Source organism: Promicromonospora sp. NPDC057488 (assembly GCF_042802395.1).
Taxonomy (GTDB): domain Bacteria; phylum Actinomycetota; class Actinomycetes; order Actinomycetales; family Cellulomonadaceae; genus Promicromonospora.
Window position 1 is genome coordinate 24,781 of the sequence record NZ_JBHVEG010000040.1, and the last position, 16,184, is coordinate 40,964.

Annotated in this window: 12 protein-coding genes; 9 read left to right on the plus strand and 3 right to left on the minus strand. The window is 75.5% G+C overall.

Features of this window, described 5'->3' with window-relative positions; translation table 11 throughout:
• Nucleotides 1–66 precede the first annotated feature (66 nt).
• From ACFU5G_RS10940 to ACFU5G_RS10950, 3 genes are read right to left on the minus strand one after another with little or no spacing between them, the layout of a single operon-like run.
• A complete protein-coding gene (locus tag ACFU5G_RS10940) occupies nucleotides 67–1,509 on the minus strand; it encodes a carboxyl transferase domain-containing protein (protein ID WP_377243644.1) in 1,443 nt (480 codons plus the stop codon).
• Nucleotides 1,482–2,660, minus strand: coding sequence for a CaiB/BaiF CoA transferase family protein (locus ACFU5G_RS10945; protein ID WP_377243647.1), 1,179 nt, complete (start codon nucleotides 2,658–2,660; stop codon nucleotides 1,482–1,484). The genes ACFU5G_RS10940 and ACFU5G_RS10945 overlap by 28 nt, the downstream gene beginning before the upstream one ends.
• Before the next feature lie 5 nt (nucleotides 2,661–2,665).
• Nucleotides 2,666–3,988, minus strand: a complete 1,323-nt coding sequence (locus ACFU5G_RS10950) for an SLC13 family permease (RefSeq protein ID WP_377243650.1) — start codon at nucleotides 3,986–3,988, stop codon at nucleotides 2,666–2,668.
• Nucleotides 3,989–4,094: 106 nt separating this feature from the next.
• Here ACFU5G_RS10950 and ACFU5G_RS10955 point away from each other — a divergent pair, with 106 nt between their 5' ends.
• The 9 genes from ACFU5G_RS10955 (at nucleotide 4,095) to ACFU5G_RS10995 (ending at nucleotide 16,136) form a co-directional block, all read left to right on the plus strand.
• On the plus strand, nucleotides 4,095–4,808 hold the full coding sequence (locus ACFU5G_RS10955) for a FadR/GntR family transcriptional regulator (RefSeq protein ID WP_377243652.1): 714 nt from the start codon (nucleotides 4,095–4,097) through the stop codon (nucleotides 4,806–4,808).
• Nucleotides 4,805–5,566 (plus strand): sulfite exporter TauE/SafE family protein, encoded by a 762-nt coding sequence (locus ACFU5G_RS10960; protein WP_182620200.1) that lies wholly within the window; start codon nucleotides 4,805–4,807, stop codon nucleotides 5,564–5,566. The genes ACFU5G_RS10955 and ACFU5G_RS10960 overlap by 4 nt, the downstream gene beginning before the upstream one ends.
• 138 nt (nucleotides 5,567–5,704) lie before the next feature.
• Complete coding sequence (locus ACFU5G_RS10965) at nucleotides 5,705–6,346, plus strand: ArsR/SmtB family transcription factor (RefSeq protein ID WP_377243655.1); 642 nt, start codon at nucleotides 5,705–5,707, stop codon at nucleotides 6,344–6,346.
• Nucleotides 6,343–7,749, plus strand: coding sequence for an MFS transporter (locus ACFU5G_RS10970; RefSeq protein WP_377243658.1), 1,407 nt, complete (start codon nucleotides 6,343–6,345; stop codon nucleotides 7,747–7,749). The genes ACFU5G_RS10965 and ACFU5G_RS10970 overlap by 4 nt, the downstream gene beginning before the upstream one ends.
• Nucleotides 7,746–8,693, plus strand: a complete 948-nt coding sequence (locus tag ACFU5G_RS10975) for an alpha/beta hydrolase (RefSeq protein ID WP_377243661.1) — start codon at nucleotides 7,746–7,748, stop codon at nucleotides 8,691–8,693. Before ACFU5G_RS10970 ends, ACFU5G_RS10975 begins: the two co-directional genes overlap by 4 nt.
• Before the next feature lie 274 nt (nucleotides 8,694–8,967).
• Nucleotides 8,968–13,209 (plus strand): SCO7613 C-terminal domain-containing membrane protein, encoded by a 4,242-nt coding sequence (locus tag ACFU5G_RS10980; protein WP_377243664.1) that lies wholly within the window; start codon nucleotides 8,968–8,970, stop codon nucleotides 13,207–13,209.
• Nucleotides 13,210–13,282: 73 nt separating this feature from the next.
• Nucleotides 13,283–13,876, plus strand: coding sequence for a GNAT family N-acetyltransferase (locus ACFU5G_RS10985; RefSeq protein WP_377243667.1), 594 nt, complete (start codon nucleotides 13,283–13,285; stop codon nucleotides 13,874–13,876).
• Between the two features lie 34 nt (nucleotides 13,877–13,910).
• Nucleotides 13,911–15,554, plus strand: a complete 1,644-nt coding sequence (locus ACFU5G_RS10990; RefSeq protein WP_377243670.1) for a DNA-3-methyladenine glycosylase 2 family protein — start codon at nucleotides 13,911–13,913, stop codon at nucleotides 15,552–15,554.
• Nucleotides 15,555–15,581: 27 nt separating this feature from the next.
• Nucleotides 15,582–16,136 carry a methylated-DNA--[protein]-cysteine S-methyltransferase gene (locus ACFU5G_RS10995; RefSeq protein ID WP_377243673.1) on the plus strand — a complete coding sequence of 185 codons (555 nt, stop codon included), beginning with the start codon at nucleotides 15,582–15,584 and terminating at the stop codon, nucleotides 16,134–16,136.
• Nucleotides 16,137–16,184: the final 48 nt, after the last annotated feature.

Below are 16,184 nucleotides of genomic sequence, written 5' to 3' on the forward strand. Positions count from 1 at the left end.
GGCAGAATGTCAGGTGATCGGTATTCCGAGGTGCCGACCACCTGACGTTCTACCGACCACCCGAAACTACCGACCGGCCAGCACCGCCGCGCACTCCGCCGCGACCGCCACCGCGACGTCGCGGACCGTGTCGTCGTCGTGCTCCGGGACCACCCGCTGCACCGCGCCCTCGGCGAGCAGGTCCACCGCCCGGATGTGCTGCGCCTCCGCCAGCTCGGCGGCGTGCGTGGTGTCCCCGTGCACGATGACGCTCGCGCCCTCGGGCGGCAGCGGCGAGAGCCACGCGTGCTCGGCCGCGATCACGGCCTGCGCGGGCAGCAGCGCGAGCGCCCCGCCACCGCAGCCCTGGCCGAGGATCACCGACAGCGTCGGCACGGTCATCCGGGTCAGCGCGGCCATGCAGCGCGCGATCTCGCCCGCGAGCGCGCCCTCCTCGGCGGCCTGCGAGAGCTCGGCCCCGGGGGTGTCAATCACCGCGACCAGCGGCAGCCGCAGCTCCTCGGCCAGCCCCATCGCGCGCCGGGCCACGCGCAGCGCGGCGGGCCCCATCGGGGTGCTCTCCGACTGCCGGGTCCGGTCCTGCCCGACGACGAGGCACGGGCGGCCGTCCAGCCGCGTGAGCGCGACCAGCATCGACTCGTCCCGCTCGCCCTCGTCCGTGCCGGACAGCCGCACCGTCCCCGACGCGCCGTAGCGCAGCAGGTCCCGCACGCCCACGCGGCCCTCGGCCCGGGTGCGCAGCACGGAGTCCCAGGCGGACGCCGTCCCGGACGGCTCGCCCGTCCGGCGCGGCAGCGTGGCCGACGACGGCGGGTCGACCAGCACCGCGAGCGCCCGCTCGACCAGCGCGGGCAGGCTCTCGGGCGTGACGACGCCGTCGAGCACGCCCTTCGCGGCGAGGTTCTCGGCGGACTGCACGCCGTCGGGCAGGGCCTTGCCGGTCAGCGCCTCGACCACGCGCGGGCCCAGGAAGCCGATGAGCGCGCCCGGCTCGGCGACCGTGAGGTGCGCGAGCGAGCCCCAGGACGCGTAGACGCCGCCCGTGGTGGGGTGCCGCAGGTAGACGAGGTAGGGCAGGCCGGCGTCGCGGTGGTCCATGACGGCGCGCGAGATCTCGACCATCCGGAGGAAGGCGGGGGTGCCCTCCTGCATCCGGGTGCCGCCGGACGCGGTCGTGGCCAGCACGGGCAGCCCTTCGGCCGTCGCGCGCCGGACGGCGGCGGTGATCCGCCGCGCAGCGGCCCGGCCGATGGACCCGCCGAGGAACCGGAACTCGTTGACGATCACCACCACGGGCCGGCCGCGCACGCGACCGCGGCCCGTGAGCACGGACTCGTCGGTGCCGGCCTTCTCGGCCGCGGCGGCCAGCACGGCGCGGTACTCGGGAGTGTGCCCGGAGGTGTCGACCGGCTCGTCCCAGGACTCGAAGCTGCCGGGGTCGAGCACCAGGTCGAGCAGCTCGCGGGCCGTCCAGCGCCGGGTCACGACGCCCCCGACCTGTCGAGCCATGCCCGGACCCGGGCGGCGTGCTCATCGAGCACCGGCGGCGCCCGGTGCTCGCGCCGCGTGACCTCGGCGCCGTCGGCGTCGAAGAACCGCAGCGGCGGGCCCGGCAGCGTCAGCCGCCCGAGGCTCGTGTGCTCCACGTCGACGAGCAGCCCCTGGCTCGCCGTCTGCTCCCATGCGTACACCTCGTCGAGCGTACGCACCCGGCCCGCGGGGATCCCGGCGTCGGACAGCTTCGCCAGCAGCGGGTCGGCGTCGTAGGCGTCGAAGACGTCCTCGACCACCTTGATCACCTGGTCGCGGCGGGCCACCCGCTCGGGGTTGCTCCGCAGGCCCTCCGCGTCGGGGTCGAGGCCGAACGTGAGGCAGAACTTCTGCCACAGCGCCTCGGACCCGACGGCTATCTGGACGGCGCCGTCACGGCAGCGGAACAGGCCGTACGGCGCGATCGAAGGGTGGTGGTTGCCCTGCGCGCGCCCCACCTCCCCGGCGACCGTCCACCGCGTGCCCTGGAAGGCGTGCACCCCGGTGACGGCCGCCAGGAGCGACGTCCGGACGACCTGCCCGACGCCGGTGCGGTGCCGCTCGTGCAGCGCCGCCAGCACGCCGTACGCGCCGTAGATGCCGGCGAGCAGGTCGCCGATCGGCACGCCCACGCGCTGCGGGTCGTCGGGCCCGGAGCCGGTCAGCGACATCAGGCCGGCCTCGCCCTGGGCGATCTGGTCGTACCCGGCGCGGCCGCCCTCCGGCCCGTCGTGCCCGAACCCGGTGATGGACAGCACCACGAGGCGCGGGTTGCGCTCCAGCAGGGAGTCGACGCCCAGGCCGAGCCGGTCCAGCACCCCGGGGCGGAAGTTCTCCACGAGCACGTCGGCCCGGTCGACGAGCTCGAGGAGCGTCGCCCGGTCGGCGTCGGCCTTGAGGTCGAGCGCGATCGACTCCTTGTTGCGGTTCGCGGAGAGGAAGTACGTCGACTCGCGGCCGTCCTCCTCGCCGACGAACGGTGGGCCCCAGCCCCGCGTGTCGTCGCCCCGCCCTGGCACCTCCACCTTGACGACGCGCGCGCCCAGGTCGCCCAGCATCATGGTGGCGTGCGGCCCGGCCAGGGCCCGGGAGAGGTCGACGACGACGACGTCGGAAAGGGGTCCGGTCATGGTGCTCACCAGCCCGGCAGGACGAGGATGCCCCACACCAGCAGCGGCCCCGCGAGGGTGACGATGATGGCGTAGTTGAGGATCTGCTTGTAGTAGGCCTGCTCGGAGATCGTGTCCGGGCGGTTGGCGAGCATCAGGGCTCCGTTCGTGGAGAAGGGGCTCACGTCGACGATGGTCGACGAGACCGCCAGGGCGGCGGCCATGGCCCAGGGGCTCACGCCGCCACCGCCGATGAGCGGGACGGCGATCGGGATGATGACCGGCAGGAGCGCCGTCGACGACGCGAAGGCGGAGGCGATGCCGCCCACGTAGCAGAGGACGAGCGCACCGATCGCGGCGACGCCCAGGCCCGCGGCCCAGGTGCCGATGTACTCGGGCGCGCCGGCCTCGGTGAGGATCGCGGCGTAGGTGCTCACGCCCGCGACGAGCAGCACGGTGGGCCACGCGATCTGCTTGACGGCGTCCTTGTGCTGGTGCGGGGAGAGCATGGCCAGCGCGACGGCGGCGGTGATCGAGACGAAGCCGATGTTGTACTCGAAGGCGAGCGCGGTGACGGCCACGGCGGCGAACGCGACGAGGGTGAGCACGTGGTCGCGGCGCACGCCGAGGCCCCGGGTCACGGTCGAGACGCCGGCGCCCTGGCCGCTGACGGTCACCGAGGTGCCGCCCGCGTGCAGGTCGTCGACGAGGTGCCCGGACGCGTCGGCGGGGTCGACCCGCTCGTGCATGAGCTGGCGGCCGCCGAGCACGAGGAACAGGACCACGGCCATCGCGGTGTTGATCGCGAGCGACGCGATGAAGACGCCCATCTCGGTGCCCTCGTAGCCCACCCCGGCCATGACGGAGTTGGTGATGGTGCCGTAGATGCTGATCGGGGAGAACCCGCCGCCCTGGGCGCCGTGCACCACGAACATGCCCATCATGAGCGGGTTGATCTTGTAGCGGCGGGCGAAACCGAGGGCGACCGGGCCGATGATGGCGCACGCGGCGGGGCTGGCGGCGCCGATGGCGGTCAGCAGCGCGGTCACGGCGAACATGACCCAGGGGATGAGCGCCACGCGGCCGCCGACGGCCTGGACCGCTTTCGAGACGATGAGATCGACGGTGCCGTTGTTCTTGGCGATGGAGAACAGGTAGGTGACGCCGATGAGCGTCAGGACGAGATCGGCGCTGATCCCGCCCAGCACCTCCTTCTCGTCCATGTTCAGGGCGAAGACGCCGACGAACCAGGCCGCGACATAGGCGAGAGCGCCCATGTTGATCGGCAGGACTGTCCCGGCCACGAACAACGCGACGAGCGCGATGATCGCGATCCACTCAGGACCCATGAGAACTCCTCTTTCCATCGCGGCGGTCACCGTTGACCGACGAGGCACGATGGATCAGTGGCCTAGCCAATAGTCCAGTCCGGCTTCTGTCAAGTACTCTCGGGTAGTGACCCCGAAGGCTCCCGCCGAACTGCCGACGCCGCTGGCCCGCACCCGCCTCTACGAGCAGGTGGCGGAACAGATCACCACGTGGATCAGGCAGAACGGCCTGAAAGCCGGCGACCGGCTGCCCCCGGAACGAGAGCTCGCGGCCCGGCTCGGCGTCAGCCGCGCGACCCTCAGCCAGGCCCTCGTCGCGCTCGAGGTGGTGGGCGTCGTGGTGGTGCGGCACGGGGACGGCACCGTGCTGACCGGCAAGCACAGCGAGAGCCGCATCGTCGAGGCCATCCGCGCGCACGCCGACCGGATGCCCGAGATCATCGACATCCGGGACGCGCTGGAGACCAAGATCGCCGCCCTGGCCGCGCAGCGCCGTACCGACGACGACCTCGTCGCCATCGACGCGTCCCTCGACGCGATGGCGGCGTCCATCGAGCACGGCGACCGCGGCGTGGACGCCGACGAGCAGTTCCACGCGGCCGTGACCGCCGCGGCGCACTCCGACCTGCTGGCCCAGACCATGCGCGAGATCGCCAGCCTGATCCGCGAGAGCCGCATCGAGTCGCTCTCGCAGCCGGGCCGGCCGCGCAACTCGCTGACCGGGCACCGCGCCATCGCGGACGCCATCCGCGCGCGGGACCCGGAGGCCGCCGCCGCGGCCATGCACGCGCACGTCGAGATGGTCAGCGACGTGGCCCTGCTGCGGGAGGAGGAGCGGTGACCGGCTGGGAGCACCTCGCCGTCCTCGGCGCAGGGTTCGGCGCGGGCGTGCTGTCGACGACGGTCGGCGTCGCCTCGCTGCTGAGCTTCCCCGTGCTGCTGGCCGTGGGCCTGCCGCCCGTCGTCGCGAACGCGTCGAACACGGTCGGCCTGGTGCCCGCCGGGCTCAGCGGGTCGTTCGGCTACCGGCAGGAGCTGCGCGAGCACCCGCGGGTCGCGGTGATCGTGCTCGTGACCTGCGCCGTCGGCTCCATCGGTGGAGCGGTGCTGCTGCTCGCCCTGCCGCCAGGGGTGTTCGAGGCGATCGTGCCCTGGCTGATCCTGACCTCCTGCCTGCTGGTGGGCGTGCAGCCCTGGATCAGCCGGTGGCTGCGGCGCACCCGCGACGAGCCGACCCGGCTGCGGCACGGGATGTCGCCGGCCACGGTCGTCTTCTCGGTGCTCACCGGCGTGTACGGCGGCTACTTCGGGGCCGGCGCGGGCGTCATGATGGCGGCGGTGCTGGGGCTCGGGACCGACCTCGCTGTGAAGAACATCAACGCGCTGCGCACGGTCGCGCTGCTCGCCGCGAACGTGATCGCCACGGTCATCTTCGTGTTCGTCGCCGACCTGGACTGGCTGGCGATCGGGCTGCTGGCGGCGGGCTCGGTCGTGGGCGGGTACGTGGGCGCGCGCATCGGGCGCAAGATGCCGCCGAGCGTGTTCCGGGTGCTCGTGGTGGTCGCCGGTGTGGTGACCGCCGTCGTCATGCTGACCTGATCTCCTCCTGCCAGACCTCACCGGCCCGGGGCCGAGCCGCATGCCGCGGCTCGCACCCCGGGCCGACTTCTGGGTTCCGTGCATAATTTTTGTGCATGACTCTTGTGCACAGAGATTGTGCATGGTTATCGTGCATCCATGATCACGCCCGACGACTTCCGCCTCACTCCTGAGGCCGTCAAGGTGCTCGCCCACCCGCTGCGGTCGCGCCTGCTCGGCGCCCTGCGGGTAGGCGGCCCGGCGACGGCCACGACGCTCGCCGACGCGCTGAGCACCAACACCGGCGCCACCAGCTACCACCTGCGCAAGCTGGAGTCCGTCGGCCTGGTCGCGGACACCGGCGACGGCACCGGCAAGCAGCGCCTGTGGCGCGCCGCCACCAGCTCGCACAGCTGGGAGCGCTCGGAGCTGGCCCACGACGAGGACGCCACCACCGCGCTCGGCTGGCTGGAGCGGGACTACCTGCGCCTGTTCACCACCGACTTCGGGCACTGGCTCGACGTCGCCGAGGCCTGGCCCGCCGACTGGCAGGACGCCACCGGTCAGGGCGACGCCTGGGTGACCGTGAACCCCGAGCAGCTCCAGGCGATCCGCCGGGAGATCGACGCGGTGCTGGAGCGCTACCGCGACGCCGAGCCGGCCCCGGACGCCCGCCGCGTGCACTTCTGGCAGGCGGCGTTCCCCCTGGAGCCGGACGACGTCCCCGGCGTCGGCACGCCCGGCGAGGCTTCCCCCCGCGACGACGCGCCCCAGGGCACCGACGAGACGGAGCGGTCATGACTCCCCTCACCCCGCGCCGCGCCCGGCAGGTCTTCCTGCTGCTCACCCTGACCCGCTGGTTCCCCGTCGGGCTGGTCGTCACGGTCACCACGCTGCTGCCGATCGAGCGAGGGCTGTCGGTACCCCAGGCGCTCACGGCGCTGTCCGTCGGCGGCTTCGTCGTGTTCGCGCTGGAGCTGCCCACCGCGGGCCTGGCCGACTCCCTCGGGCGGCGGCCGATGCTCGTCGCGGCCGCCGTGCTGCAGGTGGCGGCGGCCGTGGTGTTCCTCACCGCGCAGTCCTTCTGGGCCTTCGCCCTCGCCGCGGCGGTCACCGGCATCTTCCGGGCGCTCGACTCCGGCCCGCTGGAGGCCTGGTTCGTCGACACGGTGCACGCCACCGAGCCGGGGGCCGACGTCGACCGGCCGCTCGCCGCGCAGGGCACGGTGATGGGGGTGGTCATCGCCGCGGGCGCCCTGGTCTCCGGCGCCCTCGTCTGGTGGCACCCCGTGACCGCGTGGTCGGCGCTCGTGCTGCCGTACGCGGTGTACGCCGTGCTCGCCGTGGTGCACCTGGTGGCCGTCGTCGTGCTGGTCCGGGAGGTGCCGCGCACCGCGGCGCACCCGGCCGGGCCGGACGCCGCGGCCCACGTCGCCGACGCCGCGGCCGACGCCGGGACGGCCGGGCCCGGGGTGACACCGGCACTGCCGCCGGCGCCGTCGTCGGGCACGCAGGGCGGGCGGGGCGTGGCCGGACGCGTGCTCGACTCCGCGCGCCAGGCGCCCGGGGTGGTCCGCGACGGGCTGCGCCTGGCGCGGGACAACCGGGTGCTGCGCTGGCTGCTCCTGGTCGAGGTGTTCTGGAGCGTGGGGATGGTGATCTTCGAGACGTTCCAGCCGATCCGGCTGTCCGAGCTCCTGGGCGGCACGCAGGCCGGGGCCGCGGTCTCCGGGCCGGCCGCGGCCGCCGGCTGGGCGGTCTTCGCGGGTGGGGCGGCCCTGACGGGCCTGGCCACGCCCCGGCTCGGCGTGGCGCGGACGGCCATCATCGCGCGCGTGCTCAACGGGCTCGGGACGGTGTGGATGGGGCTCGCGCTCGGTCCGGTCGGTCTGATCGCCGCGTACCTCGTGACCTACGGGCTGCACGGCGCGTGCGGGCCCGCCTACCAAGCGCTGCTGCACCGCGAGGCCGAGTCCCGGAACCGCACCACGGTGCTGTCGATGGCGTCGATGCTCTCGTTCGCCGCCTACTCGCTGGCCGCCCCCGCGCTGGGCTGGACGGCGGGACTGCTGTCCACCCAGGCGGCCATGATCATCGGCGGGGTGTTCAGCACCGTGGGCGCGCTGTGCTTCCTGCCCGCGCTGCGCCGGGAGCGCCTGTTGTCTGGCCGCACGCCGCGCCTGTCGGGCACACTGGCCGGGTGAACGACTGGACCGAGGACGTGCTGGGTGCGGGCTTCGAGGCCCGCACGCTCCAGCTCCCGGGCGGCGCCGAGGCCACCCTGATCCGCTACACGCCCCAGGACGGGCCGGTGACCGGGCGCGCTCCGGTGCTCTACGTCCACGGGTTCACCGACTACTTCTTCCAGCGGCACCTCGCCGAGGCGGTCGCGGGGCGGGGCTACCCGTTCTACGCCGTCGACCTGCGTGGTCACGGGCGGTCCATGGACGCGTGGACGGCGGCGGGCCGGGACGCCAACATGATCAACCGCCTGGAGCTCTACGCGCAGGACCTCGACGCGGCCGCCGACGTGATCGCCGCGGACGGCCACACCGGGCTGGCGCTCCTGGGCCACTCGACGGGCGGGCTCATCACGTCGATGTACGCGAACGCGCGCCCCGGCCGGGTGAGCGCCCTCGTGCTGAACAGCCCCTGGTTCGACCTGAAGGGGAGCTGGTCCGACCGGACCCTGGTCACCCAGGCCGTGTACGTGCTCGGCCGGGTCTCGCCCCGGCTGGTCGTGTCCCGGCTCGGCGAGGGCTACGGCCGGGCCCTGCACGTCTCCAACGGCGGCGAGTGGGAGTACGACCTGCGGTGGAAGCCGTACGCGGGGTTCCCGGTCCGGGCCGGCTGGCTCGCGGCGATCCGGCGCGGGCACCGCGCCGTCGGGCGCGGGCTGGACGTGCGGTGCCCGGTGCTCGTGTGCACCAGCGGCCGCACGGGGTCCGACGCCGGGGAGATCGCCGAACAGCTCGGTACCGACGTGGTGCTCGACGTGGCGCACATGCACGCCCGCGCGCCGGGGCTGGGGCAGACCGTGGAGATCGCCGTCATCGAGGGTGGGGCCCACGACCTGGCGCTGTCCCCGAAGCCGGCCCGCGAGAAGTACCTGAGCACGGTGCTGGACTGGCTGGACGCGCACGTCTGACGGCGGCGGCAGGACGGCGTCGGCGCCCGTCCGGCCGGGCCGAATTGACGGGCGAAGCACACATTCGGCATGAAACTGTGACCGATTCCTTGCGTGCCGGGCTATCCCGGTGACCTCCAGCTCCGCCAGGCTTCCGCCCATGGAAGAGACGTGGGTGAGTCATGCGCTGCGGCGTCTGCCCGATACCGTGTCCTGCCCCGCGTGCGGAGCACCCCTCCGTGGCGCCGTCTGCGGCACGTGTGCACTCAACTTGGGCGGTCAGCGCGGGATCGACGTGCACGAGGCCTCGCTCGCCGTCGAGCGGGCCATCCGGGAGCGGCAGCGGATCCTCGACGAGATACGCGCCGAGCAGCCCGCGGCGGCGGCCTACGCGCGGACGGCCGGGGCTTCCGGCCGGCCGGTGGGCGCCGGCGCCACGGCAGGGGCGGTCGCCTGGAGCGGCGACGCTCCCCCGGTGCGCAAGCGCCGGCCGACGACGGCGCCCGCGGCCGGTTTCGCACCGACCGGCGCGGGCGGGACGCCGTCCGGCGGGACGCCGTCCGACGGGACAACGGCCGGTGCGACGCCGGCCCCGCCGGCGAGCCTCGCCCCCGCGGGACCGACAGCCCCGCCCAGCACCGTGGCCCTCCAGCCGATCCTCGCCGGTGTGGGCGCCGCGCTGCTCGCGGTGTCCGCCGTGGTCTTCGTGTTCTTCACGCTCGCCGACCAGCTCGTGCTCCGCACCGTCGCGACGCTCCTGGTCACGGTCGCCTCCGTGGTGGCGGCGGCGCTGATGCGCCGGGCCGGTCTGCGGTCGTCCGCCGAGGCCGTGGGCACCCTGGCCGTCGCGCTGGGCTGGGTGTGCGCCGAGCTCGGGCTGGAGGCGGGGCTGCTCGGCGGCGTCGAGCCGTTCCTCGCGCGCGCCGCCCTGCTCGCGCTGCTCGCCCCCGCGCTCGTCGCGCTCGGCAGCCGCCTGCGGGTGCGCTCGTGGGCCGCCGCGGGCGCCGTGTCGGCGCCCCTGGTCCCGGTGCTGCTCGCCGCGGGCCTGTCCGACGTCGGGCCGCTCGCCTGGGTCTGGGTCGTCGCCCTGGTCGCGACGGCCCTCGTGGCGCACGGCGCGATCGGTGCGCTGCGCCGGGTCGGCGAGCGCCTCGGCGTCGTGCCGCGGTGGGAGTCGCGGGTGCTCGGCGTGGTCCGCACCGTGGCCGTGCCCGGTGCGCTCGTCGCGATCTTCGCCCTGCCCGACCTCGCCCCGCTGCCCTTCGCGCTCTGGTGGGCGGCCGTCTCGGTCGGCGCGGTCGCCGCCGGGCACGCGCTGCGGGTGCGGCCCTGGGTCACGACGGGCCTGCTCGTGGCGCCGTTCGCGGCGTTCCCCGCGGCGCTCGCCCTGGCGGACGCCGGCGTCGAGCAGCTGTGGGCCGTCGCCCTGGGCGCGCTCCTCGTCGCCCTGGCCACGCTGGCCGGCCCGGTGGTCGTTCGGGTCACGGGCCCGCGCGTCGACGCCGCCCTGCGGGAGGAGCTCGGGCTGCTCGAGGCGGTCCAGGTGCTCGGGGTGGTGCTGGCGGTCGGCACGGCGTTCCTGGTGCCGCCGGCCGGCTTCCTCGCCGGTGCGCCGGGGAACGCGGAGACGGCCGCCGTGCTCGCGGTCACCGCCCTGGTCGCCGCCGTGCTGCGGCGCGGCACGCACCGCCGCTGGTGGACCTTCACGGCCGGAGCCCTCGGCGCGGTCTCGGCCATGTGCCTCGCCACCTGGGACGGCGCCGAGCTGATCTGGGTGCTGCCGGCCGCGGCGGGCGTCGCCTGGGCCGTGCTCGCCGTGGCGCTGACCGTCCTGGTCGCGGCGCGTGCCCGCCGGCTCGTGCCCGCCGCCCGCACGCGCGCCGACCTGCTGCTGGCCGCCTGGCTGGTCGCCGGGGTCGCGACCGTCCCGGCGGCGTTGTCCGCCGGGCAGCGCGTGCCGGAGGTGCTGGTGGGGCCGCTCGGGGAGGCCCCGGCGCTGATCCTGGGCGACGGCCCGCTGGGCGGCCCGTACCTGTCGCTGGAGGCCCGGGCGTCCGCCACTGTCGGCCTGGTGGTCCTGGCGCTGCTGGTGCTGGCCGCGTCCCGGCTGGGGATCGCGGCGGGGCCGGCGTCGGGCAGTCCGGCGCCGCTGGTCCGGTACGCCCGGGCGCTCGCCCCCTGGGTGACGGTGGGCCTGGCCGTCGTCGCCGCGCTGCACACCCGGCTGACCGCCGCCGCGTCGCTCGTGCTGCTGGCCGTGCTCGCCGCGGTGCTGCTCGCGGCGACCGCCGACCCGGACCGGTCCTGGCGCCCGCTGCGCGCCGTCGTCACCGGGGTGCGCGCCGCGCTGGACGGCGTGCGCCGGGCAGCGGGGTCCGCCGTCCGGGTCGGCGGGTCGCCGATGAGCCCGGCGGAGGGTGCGTCCTGGCGTCCCGCCGCGCTGACCGGGGCCTGCGTGGCCCTCGGCCTGCTGGCGGTCGGCTCGTGGCAGAGCCGGCCCTCGGTGCTGGTGGCGACAGTCGTCGCCGTGCCGCTGGCGCTGGCCGCGCGCGCGGCGCTGGCGCGCGCCGCGCAGCCCGCGCTCGTCGGCGGCGCCTACGCGTACGCGCTGGTCGTGGGCGGGGTCTGGCTGGGCTGGCTCGGGTTCGGCTGGGTGGCCGCGGTGTGCACCGTGTCGGCCGCGGCGTCGATGACGGCGGTCGCCGTGACCGTCGGCACGCGCGTCACCCGCGGCGAGTGGTTCGCCGTGCTCGGGGTGACCGCCGTGCCGTTCGCGCTCGGGGTGTACACCGTGGTGCTCGACCGCACCTGGTGGTCCGCGGGGGCGGCCACGGCGATGCTCGTCCTGGAGCTCGTGCTGCTCCTCACCCGGCGGACGGGCCTCGCGCCGGCCGTGCGGGTGATCGCGGCAGGCCTGGTGCTGCCGACCGTCTCGGTAGCGGTCGTGAGCGCGGGCGCCGCGCTGCTCCCCGGCAGCGGTTCGCCCGTGCTGCTGCCGGTGATCGCGGCGGTGGCCGCCGTGGTCGCGGGCGGGGCGCCGCGGGTCGCGGCCTTCCTCGCCGCGCGGGTGACCGACGGCAGCGTGGTGGGCGCGCTGGTGCGCACCACGCTGGAGGTGAGCGTGCTGGTGACCGGCGCGATCACCATCGGCCTGGCGTACGGCCGCCCCTCCGCCGGGCCGGACATCGCCGTGGCCGTGCTGCTGCTCCTCGCCGTCGGCGCCGGGGTAGTGGCGCGCGAGCCCGACCGCGGCCGCGTCTGGTGGCTCGCCGGAGCCCTCGCCACGGCGGCGGTCTGGACCTCGCTGGCCGACGGCGGCGTGCGGCTCGTCGAGGCCTACACGCTGCCGCCGGCGGTGGCCGCGGTGCTCGTGGGCGCCCTGCTGGCCCGGCGCGGCGGGCGCCACGGCTGGCGGCTGCTGGCCGCAGGCCTGGTGCTCGCGCTGGTGCCGAGCGACCTGACCCTGGCCCTCGGCACGAGCTCCGGCGACCCGCGGGCCTGGATCCTGCTCGCGGCCGGCGCGGTCCTGACGCTCGCGATCCTCGCGCTGCGCAGGTGGCCGCTCGTGTCCGCCGGGTGGTCGGCCCGGGCCCGCGCCCTGCTGGCGGGGGCCGTGCTGCTGGTGGGCGTGGGCCTGACCGTGGAGTCGCTGCAGGTGGCGGCGTCGCCGGACGGCGAGCCCGGGTTCCGGTTCGCGGTCGGCCTGGGCTGGGCCGTCGTCGCGGGTGCGCTCGCGCTCGTGGCGGTGAACGGCGTCCGGCAGGGCACGTCGTCGGCCCGGCTGCTGCGGGTGCTCGACGCCGCGGGCCGTGTCCCGGCGCTGGTGTTCCTGACCGTGGGGGCCGTGGCGAACTCGGAACCGCACTGGGGCGCCATCGGGGCGCTGTGGGTGCTGGAGGTCGCGCTGCTCGTGCTCCTGGTGGTGGTCGCGCGGCGGCTGCTGCGCGGGCACACCACGGGCGTTCCGTCCTGGGCCGTGTGGATGGCCGCCCTGGCGGCGGGCATCGCGGCCTGGGTCCCGCGCGAGCTGCGGGTGGAGGTGTTCTCCGTGCCGCTGGGTGTGGGGCTCGTCGTGGCCGGCTGCTTCGCGCTCGGCGAGTGGGAGGCCCGGACCAAGGTGGCCGGACCCGGCTCCGCCCAGGTCCCGGACCGCACCCTGGTGGGCTGGCCGGTGGGCTGGACCGGCTCGTGGGCCCTGCTGGGACCCGGGATCCTGGCGCTGCTCGGGCCGTCGGTGCTCGCGACGTTCACCGACCCGCAGACCTGGCGGGCCGTGCTCGTCGTCGCCGTGGCGCTGACCGGCGTGCTGGTCGGGTCCCGGCGCGGGCTCGCGGCGCCGTTCCTGCTCGGGGTCTGGGTGCTGCCGATCGAGGTGCTGATCGTGTTCGTCAGCCAGCTCGGCACGGAGATCTCCGCAGTGCCGTGGATGCTCACGCTCGCGGCGGCGGGCGGGGTGCTGCTCATCATCGCCACCCTGGACGAGCGTCGGACGGCGGGCTACGGGGGCGCGGCGGCGTACCTGCGCGACCTGCGCTGACCGGTTCCTGGACGCGGGTCCCGGGCGCCGGACAGGGCGGCCCGGGACGCCGCGGGCATGGTGGGATGACGCCATGCAGCACGATCTCCACCTCACCGCCCACGACGTCCGCCTCGAACCGCTGGCGCACGAGCACGCACCGGCGCTGGCCGGGCTCGTCGACGACCGGCTCTGGGCGGGCATGACCAGCGCGCTCCCCGACACGGTCCCGGCCATGGAGTCGTTCGTGGACGCCGCCCTCGCGGCCCCGGACCACCTGGCGTTCGCGGTACTCGGGCCCGACGGCGAGGTGCGCGGCTCGACCCGGTTCTACGAGCTCAGCGCCCGGCAGCGCCGGGTCGAGATCGGGACCACGTTCTACGGGCGGGACTGGTGGGCCGGCGAGACCAACCCGGCGTGCAAGCTGATGCTGCTGCGGCACGCGTTCGAGGAGCTGGAGCTGCGCCGGGTCGCGTTGCGCTGCGACGCGCGGAACACGCGGTCCCGCGCCGCGATCCTCAGGCTCGGCGCGCAGGAGGAGGGCCGGCTGCGGGCGCACCGCATCGCCCCGGACGGTTCCGAGGGCGACACCCTGTACTTCTCGATCCTGTCCGACGAGTGGCCGGGCGTCCGTGACGGCCTCGAGGCGCGGCTGACGGCCTTCACTGCCGTGTCCGAATCCCGCTAGCCGTCGCGTCCGAACCGGGCGCAGGATGGTGGGCATGACCGACGTCGAGCTCCGCGATCCCGCGTTCACCGAGCGTTACCGCGCCATCGCCGCGCGCGACTCCCGCTTCGACGGGCAGTTCTACACCGCGGTGCGCACCACCGGTATCTACTGCCGGCCGTCGTGCCCGGCGCGCACGCCGAAGGCCGAGAACGTCAGGTTCTACCTGACCTCCGCCGCCGCGCACGAGGCCGGGTTCCGCGCGTGCAAGCGGTGCCTGCCCGAGGCCGCGCCGGGTACGCCGGCCTGGGACCTGCGCCGCGACCTCACGGGCCGCGCGATGCGGCTGGTGGCCGACGGCGTGGTGGACCGCGAGGGCGTCTCCGGCCTGGCGCAGCGCCTGGGGTATTCCGAACGGCAGCTGCACCGGCTGCTCGTCGGCGAGCTCGGCGCGGGGCCGCTGGCCCTTGCCCGGGCACAGCGCGCGCAGACCGCACGGACCTTGCTGGTCGGCACCTCGCTCCGCCTGGCCGACGTCGCCTTCGCGGCCGGGTTCGGCTCGATCCGCCAGTTCAACGACACCGTGGCCGAGGTGTTCGGCGCGACGCCGTCCGAGCTCCGCGCCCGGGCCCGGCGCGGTGGGCGCTCTGGCGCAGGTGAGATCGGTCGGTCGCACCGAGATCGGTCAGTCAACGGACCGGTCACAGCGCAAGCGACCGATCTCGGCGATGGCCGGCTTGGTGGGGCAGGCAGTGAGCCCATGCGGATCTCGCTGACGCTGCCCGTGCGGGAGCCGTTCGACGCGCGCGGGGTGCTGGAGTTCCTGGCCGTCCGCGCGGTCGACGGGGTGGAGTCGGCGGACCTGGGAGCCGGTGTGCTCCGGTACGCCCGGACCGTCGTCCTTCCGCACGGCCCCGGCGCGTTCGAGGTGCGCGTGCCCCGGCCGGGCAGCGGACGCGTCGACCTGGACCTGGAGCTCGCCGACCTCGCGGACGCCCCCGTCGCCGTCGCGCGCGTGCGGCGGCTGCTGGACCTCGACGCCGACCCGGTCGCCGTCGACACGTCGCTCGCGGCCGACCCGGTGCTCGCGCCGTCGGTCGCGGCGGTGCCGGGGATCCGGGTGCCCGGCACGCTGGACCCGGCCGAGCTGCTGGTCCGCGCGATCGTGGGGCAGCAGATCAGCGTCGCCGCCGCGCGGACGCACCTGACGCGGCTCGCACACGGCGTGGGCACCCCCTACGTCTCGGCGTTCGAGGGCCTGACCAGGCTGTTCCCGACCCCGCGGCAGATCGCCGGTCCCCCTGGACCCGGCTCCGGCGGCGGGCCGGGCGCCGAGGACGGCTCGGCCTACCTCCGCCTGCCCGCCCGGACCCTGGCGACCGTGCTCGGCGCGGCCCGGGACCTCGCGGACGGCACCCTCATGCTGAGCGTCGGCGACGACCCCGACGAGCTGCGGCGTCGCCTCGTGGCCCGGCCCGGGATCGGCCCGTGGACGGCCGGGTACGTGGCGCTGCGGGTGCTCGGCGACCCCGACGTCCTGATGGACGGCGACGTCGCCCTGCTGTCCGGCGCCCGCAACCTCGGGCTGGTCTCCACGGAGGCCTCCCGCCCCCACCAGTTCAAGGAGCTCGCCCTGCGCGGCGCGGTCTGGGCGCCCTGGCGCTCCTACGCCGCGATGCACCTGTGGCGCTCCGCCTGACACCCCGACCTCCTGGAAGGAAGCACCATGCAGACCACGACCCTCACCACCCCCGACGGCCCGTTCAGCGTCGTCGTCGCGGCGGTCCCCGCCGTCGGCGGCGCCACGGCGGGCCTGGCCACGGAGCAGGTGCTCGCCGCCGGCTGGACCGACGACGTCGGCTCGCTCCTCGCGCTCGTCCACCCGACCCTGCGCCCGTCCGGCGCGGACCGGGCCGACGGGACGGCCCCGGCGGGCCTGCTCGCCGAGGCCGCGGACGCCGTCCGCGCCTACTACGACGGCGACCACGGGGCGCCCGGCCGCATCCCCGTGCTGCAGGCGAGCGGCCCGTACCGGACGCACGCCTGGGACGTGCTGCGGGAGGTCAAGCCCGGCGAGCGCCTGACGTACAGCGAGTACGCGGTGCGGACCGGGCGACCGGCGGCGGTGCGCGCCGCGGCCGGGGCGTGCGCCATGAACGCGGCCGCGCTGTTCGTGCCGTGCCACCGCATCCTGCGCACGGACGGCACGCTGGGCGGCTTCCGCTACGGGCTGCCGATCAAGGAGAGCCTCCTGGCCCGGGAGGCCCCCGTGCCGAAGTAGAACCGTGGCGAGATAGAACTGGAGCGGATGCGCTGATCAGCGCATCCG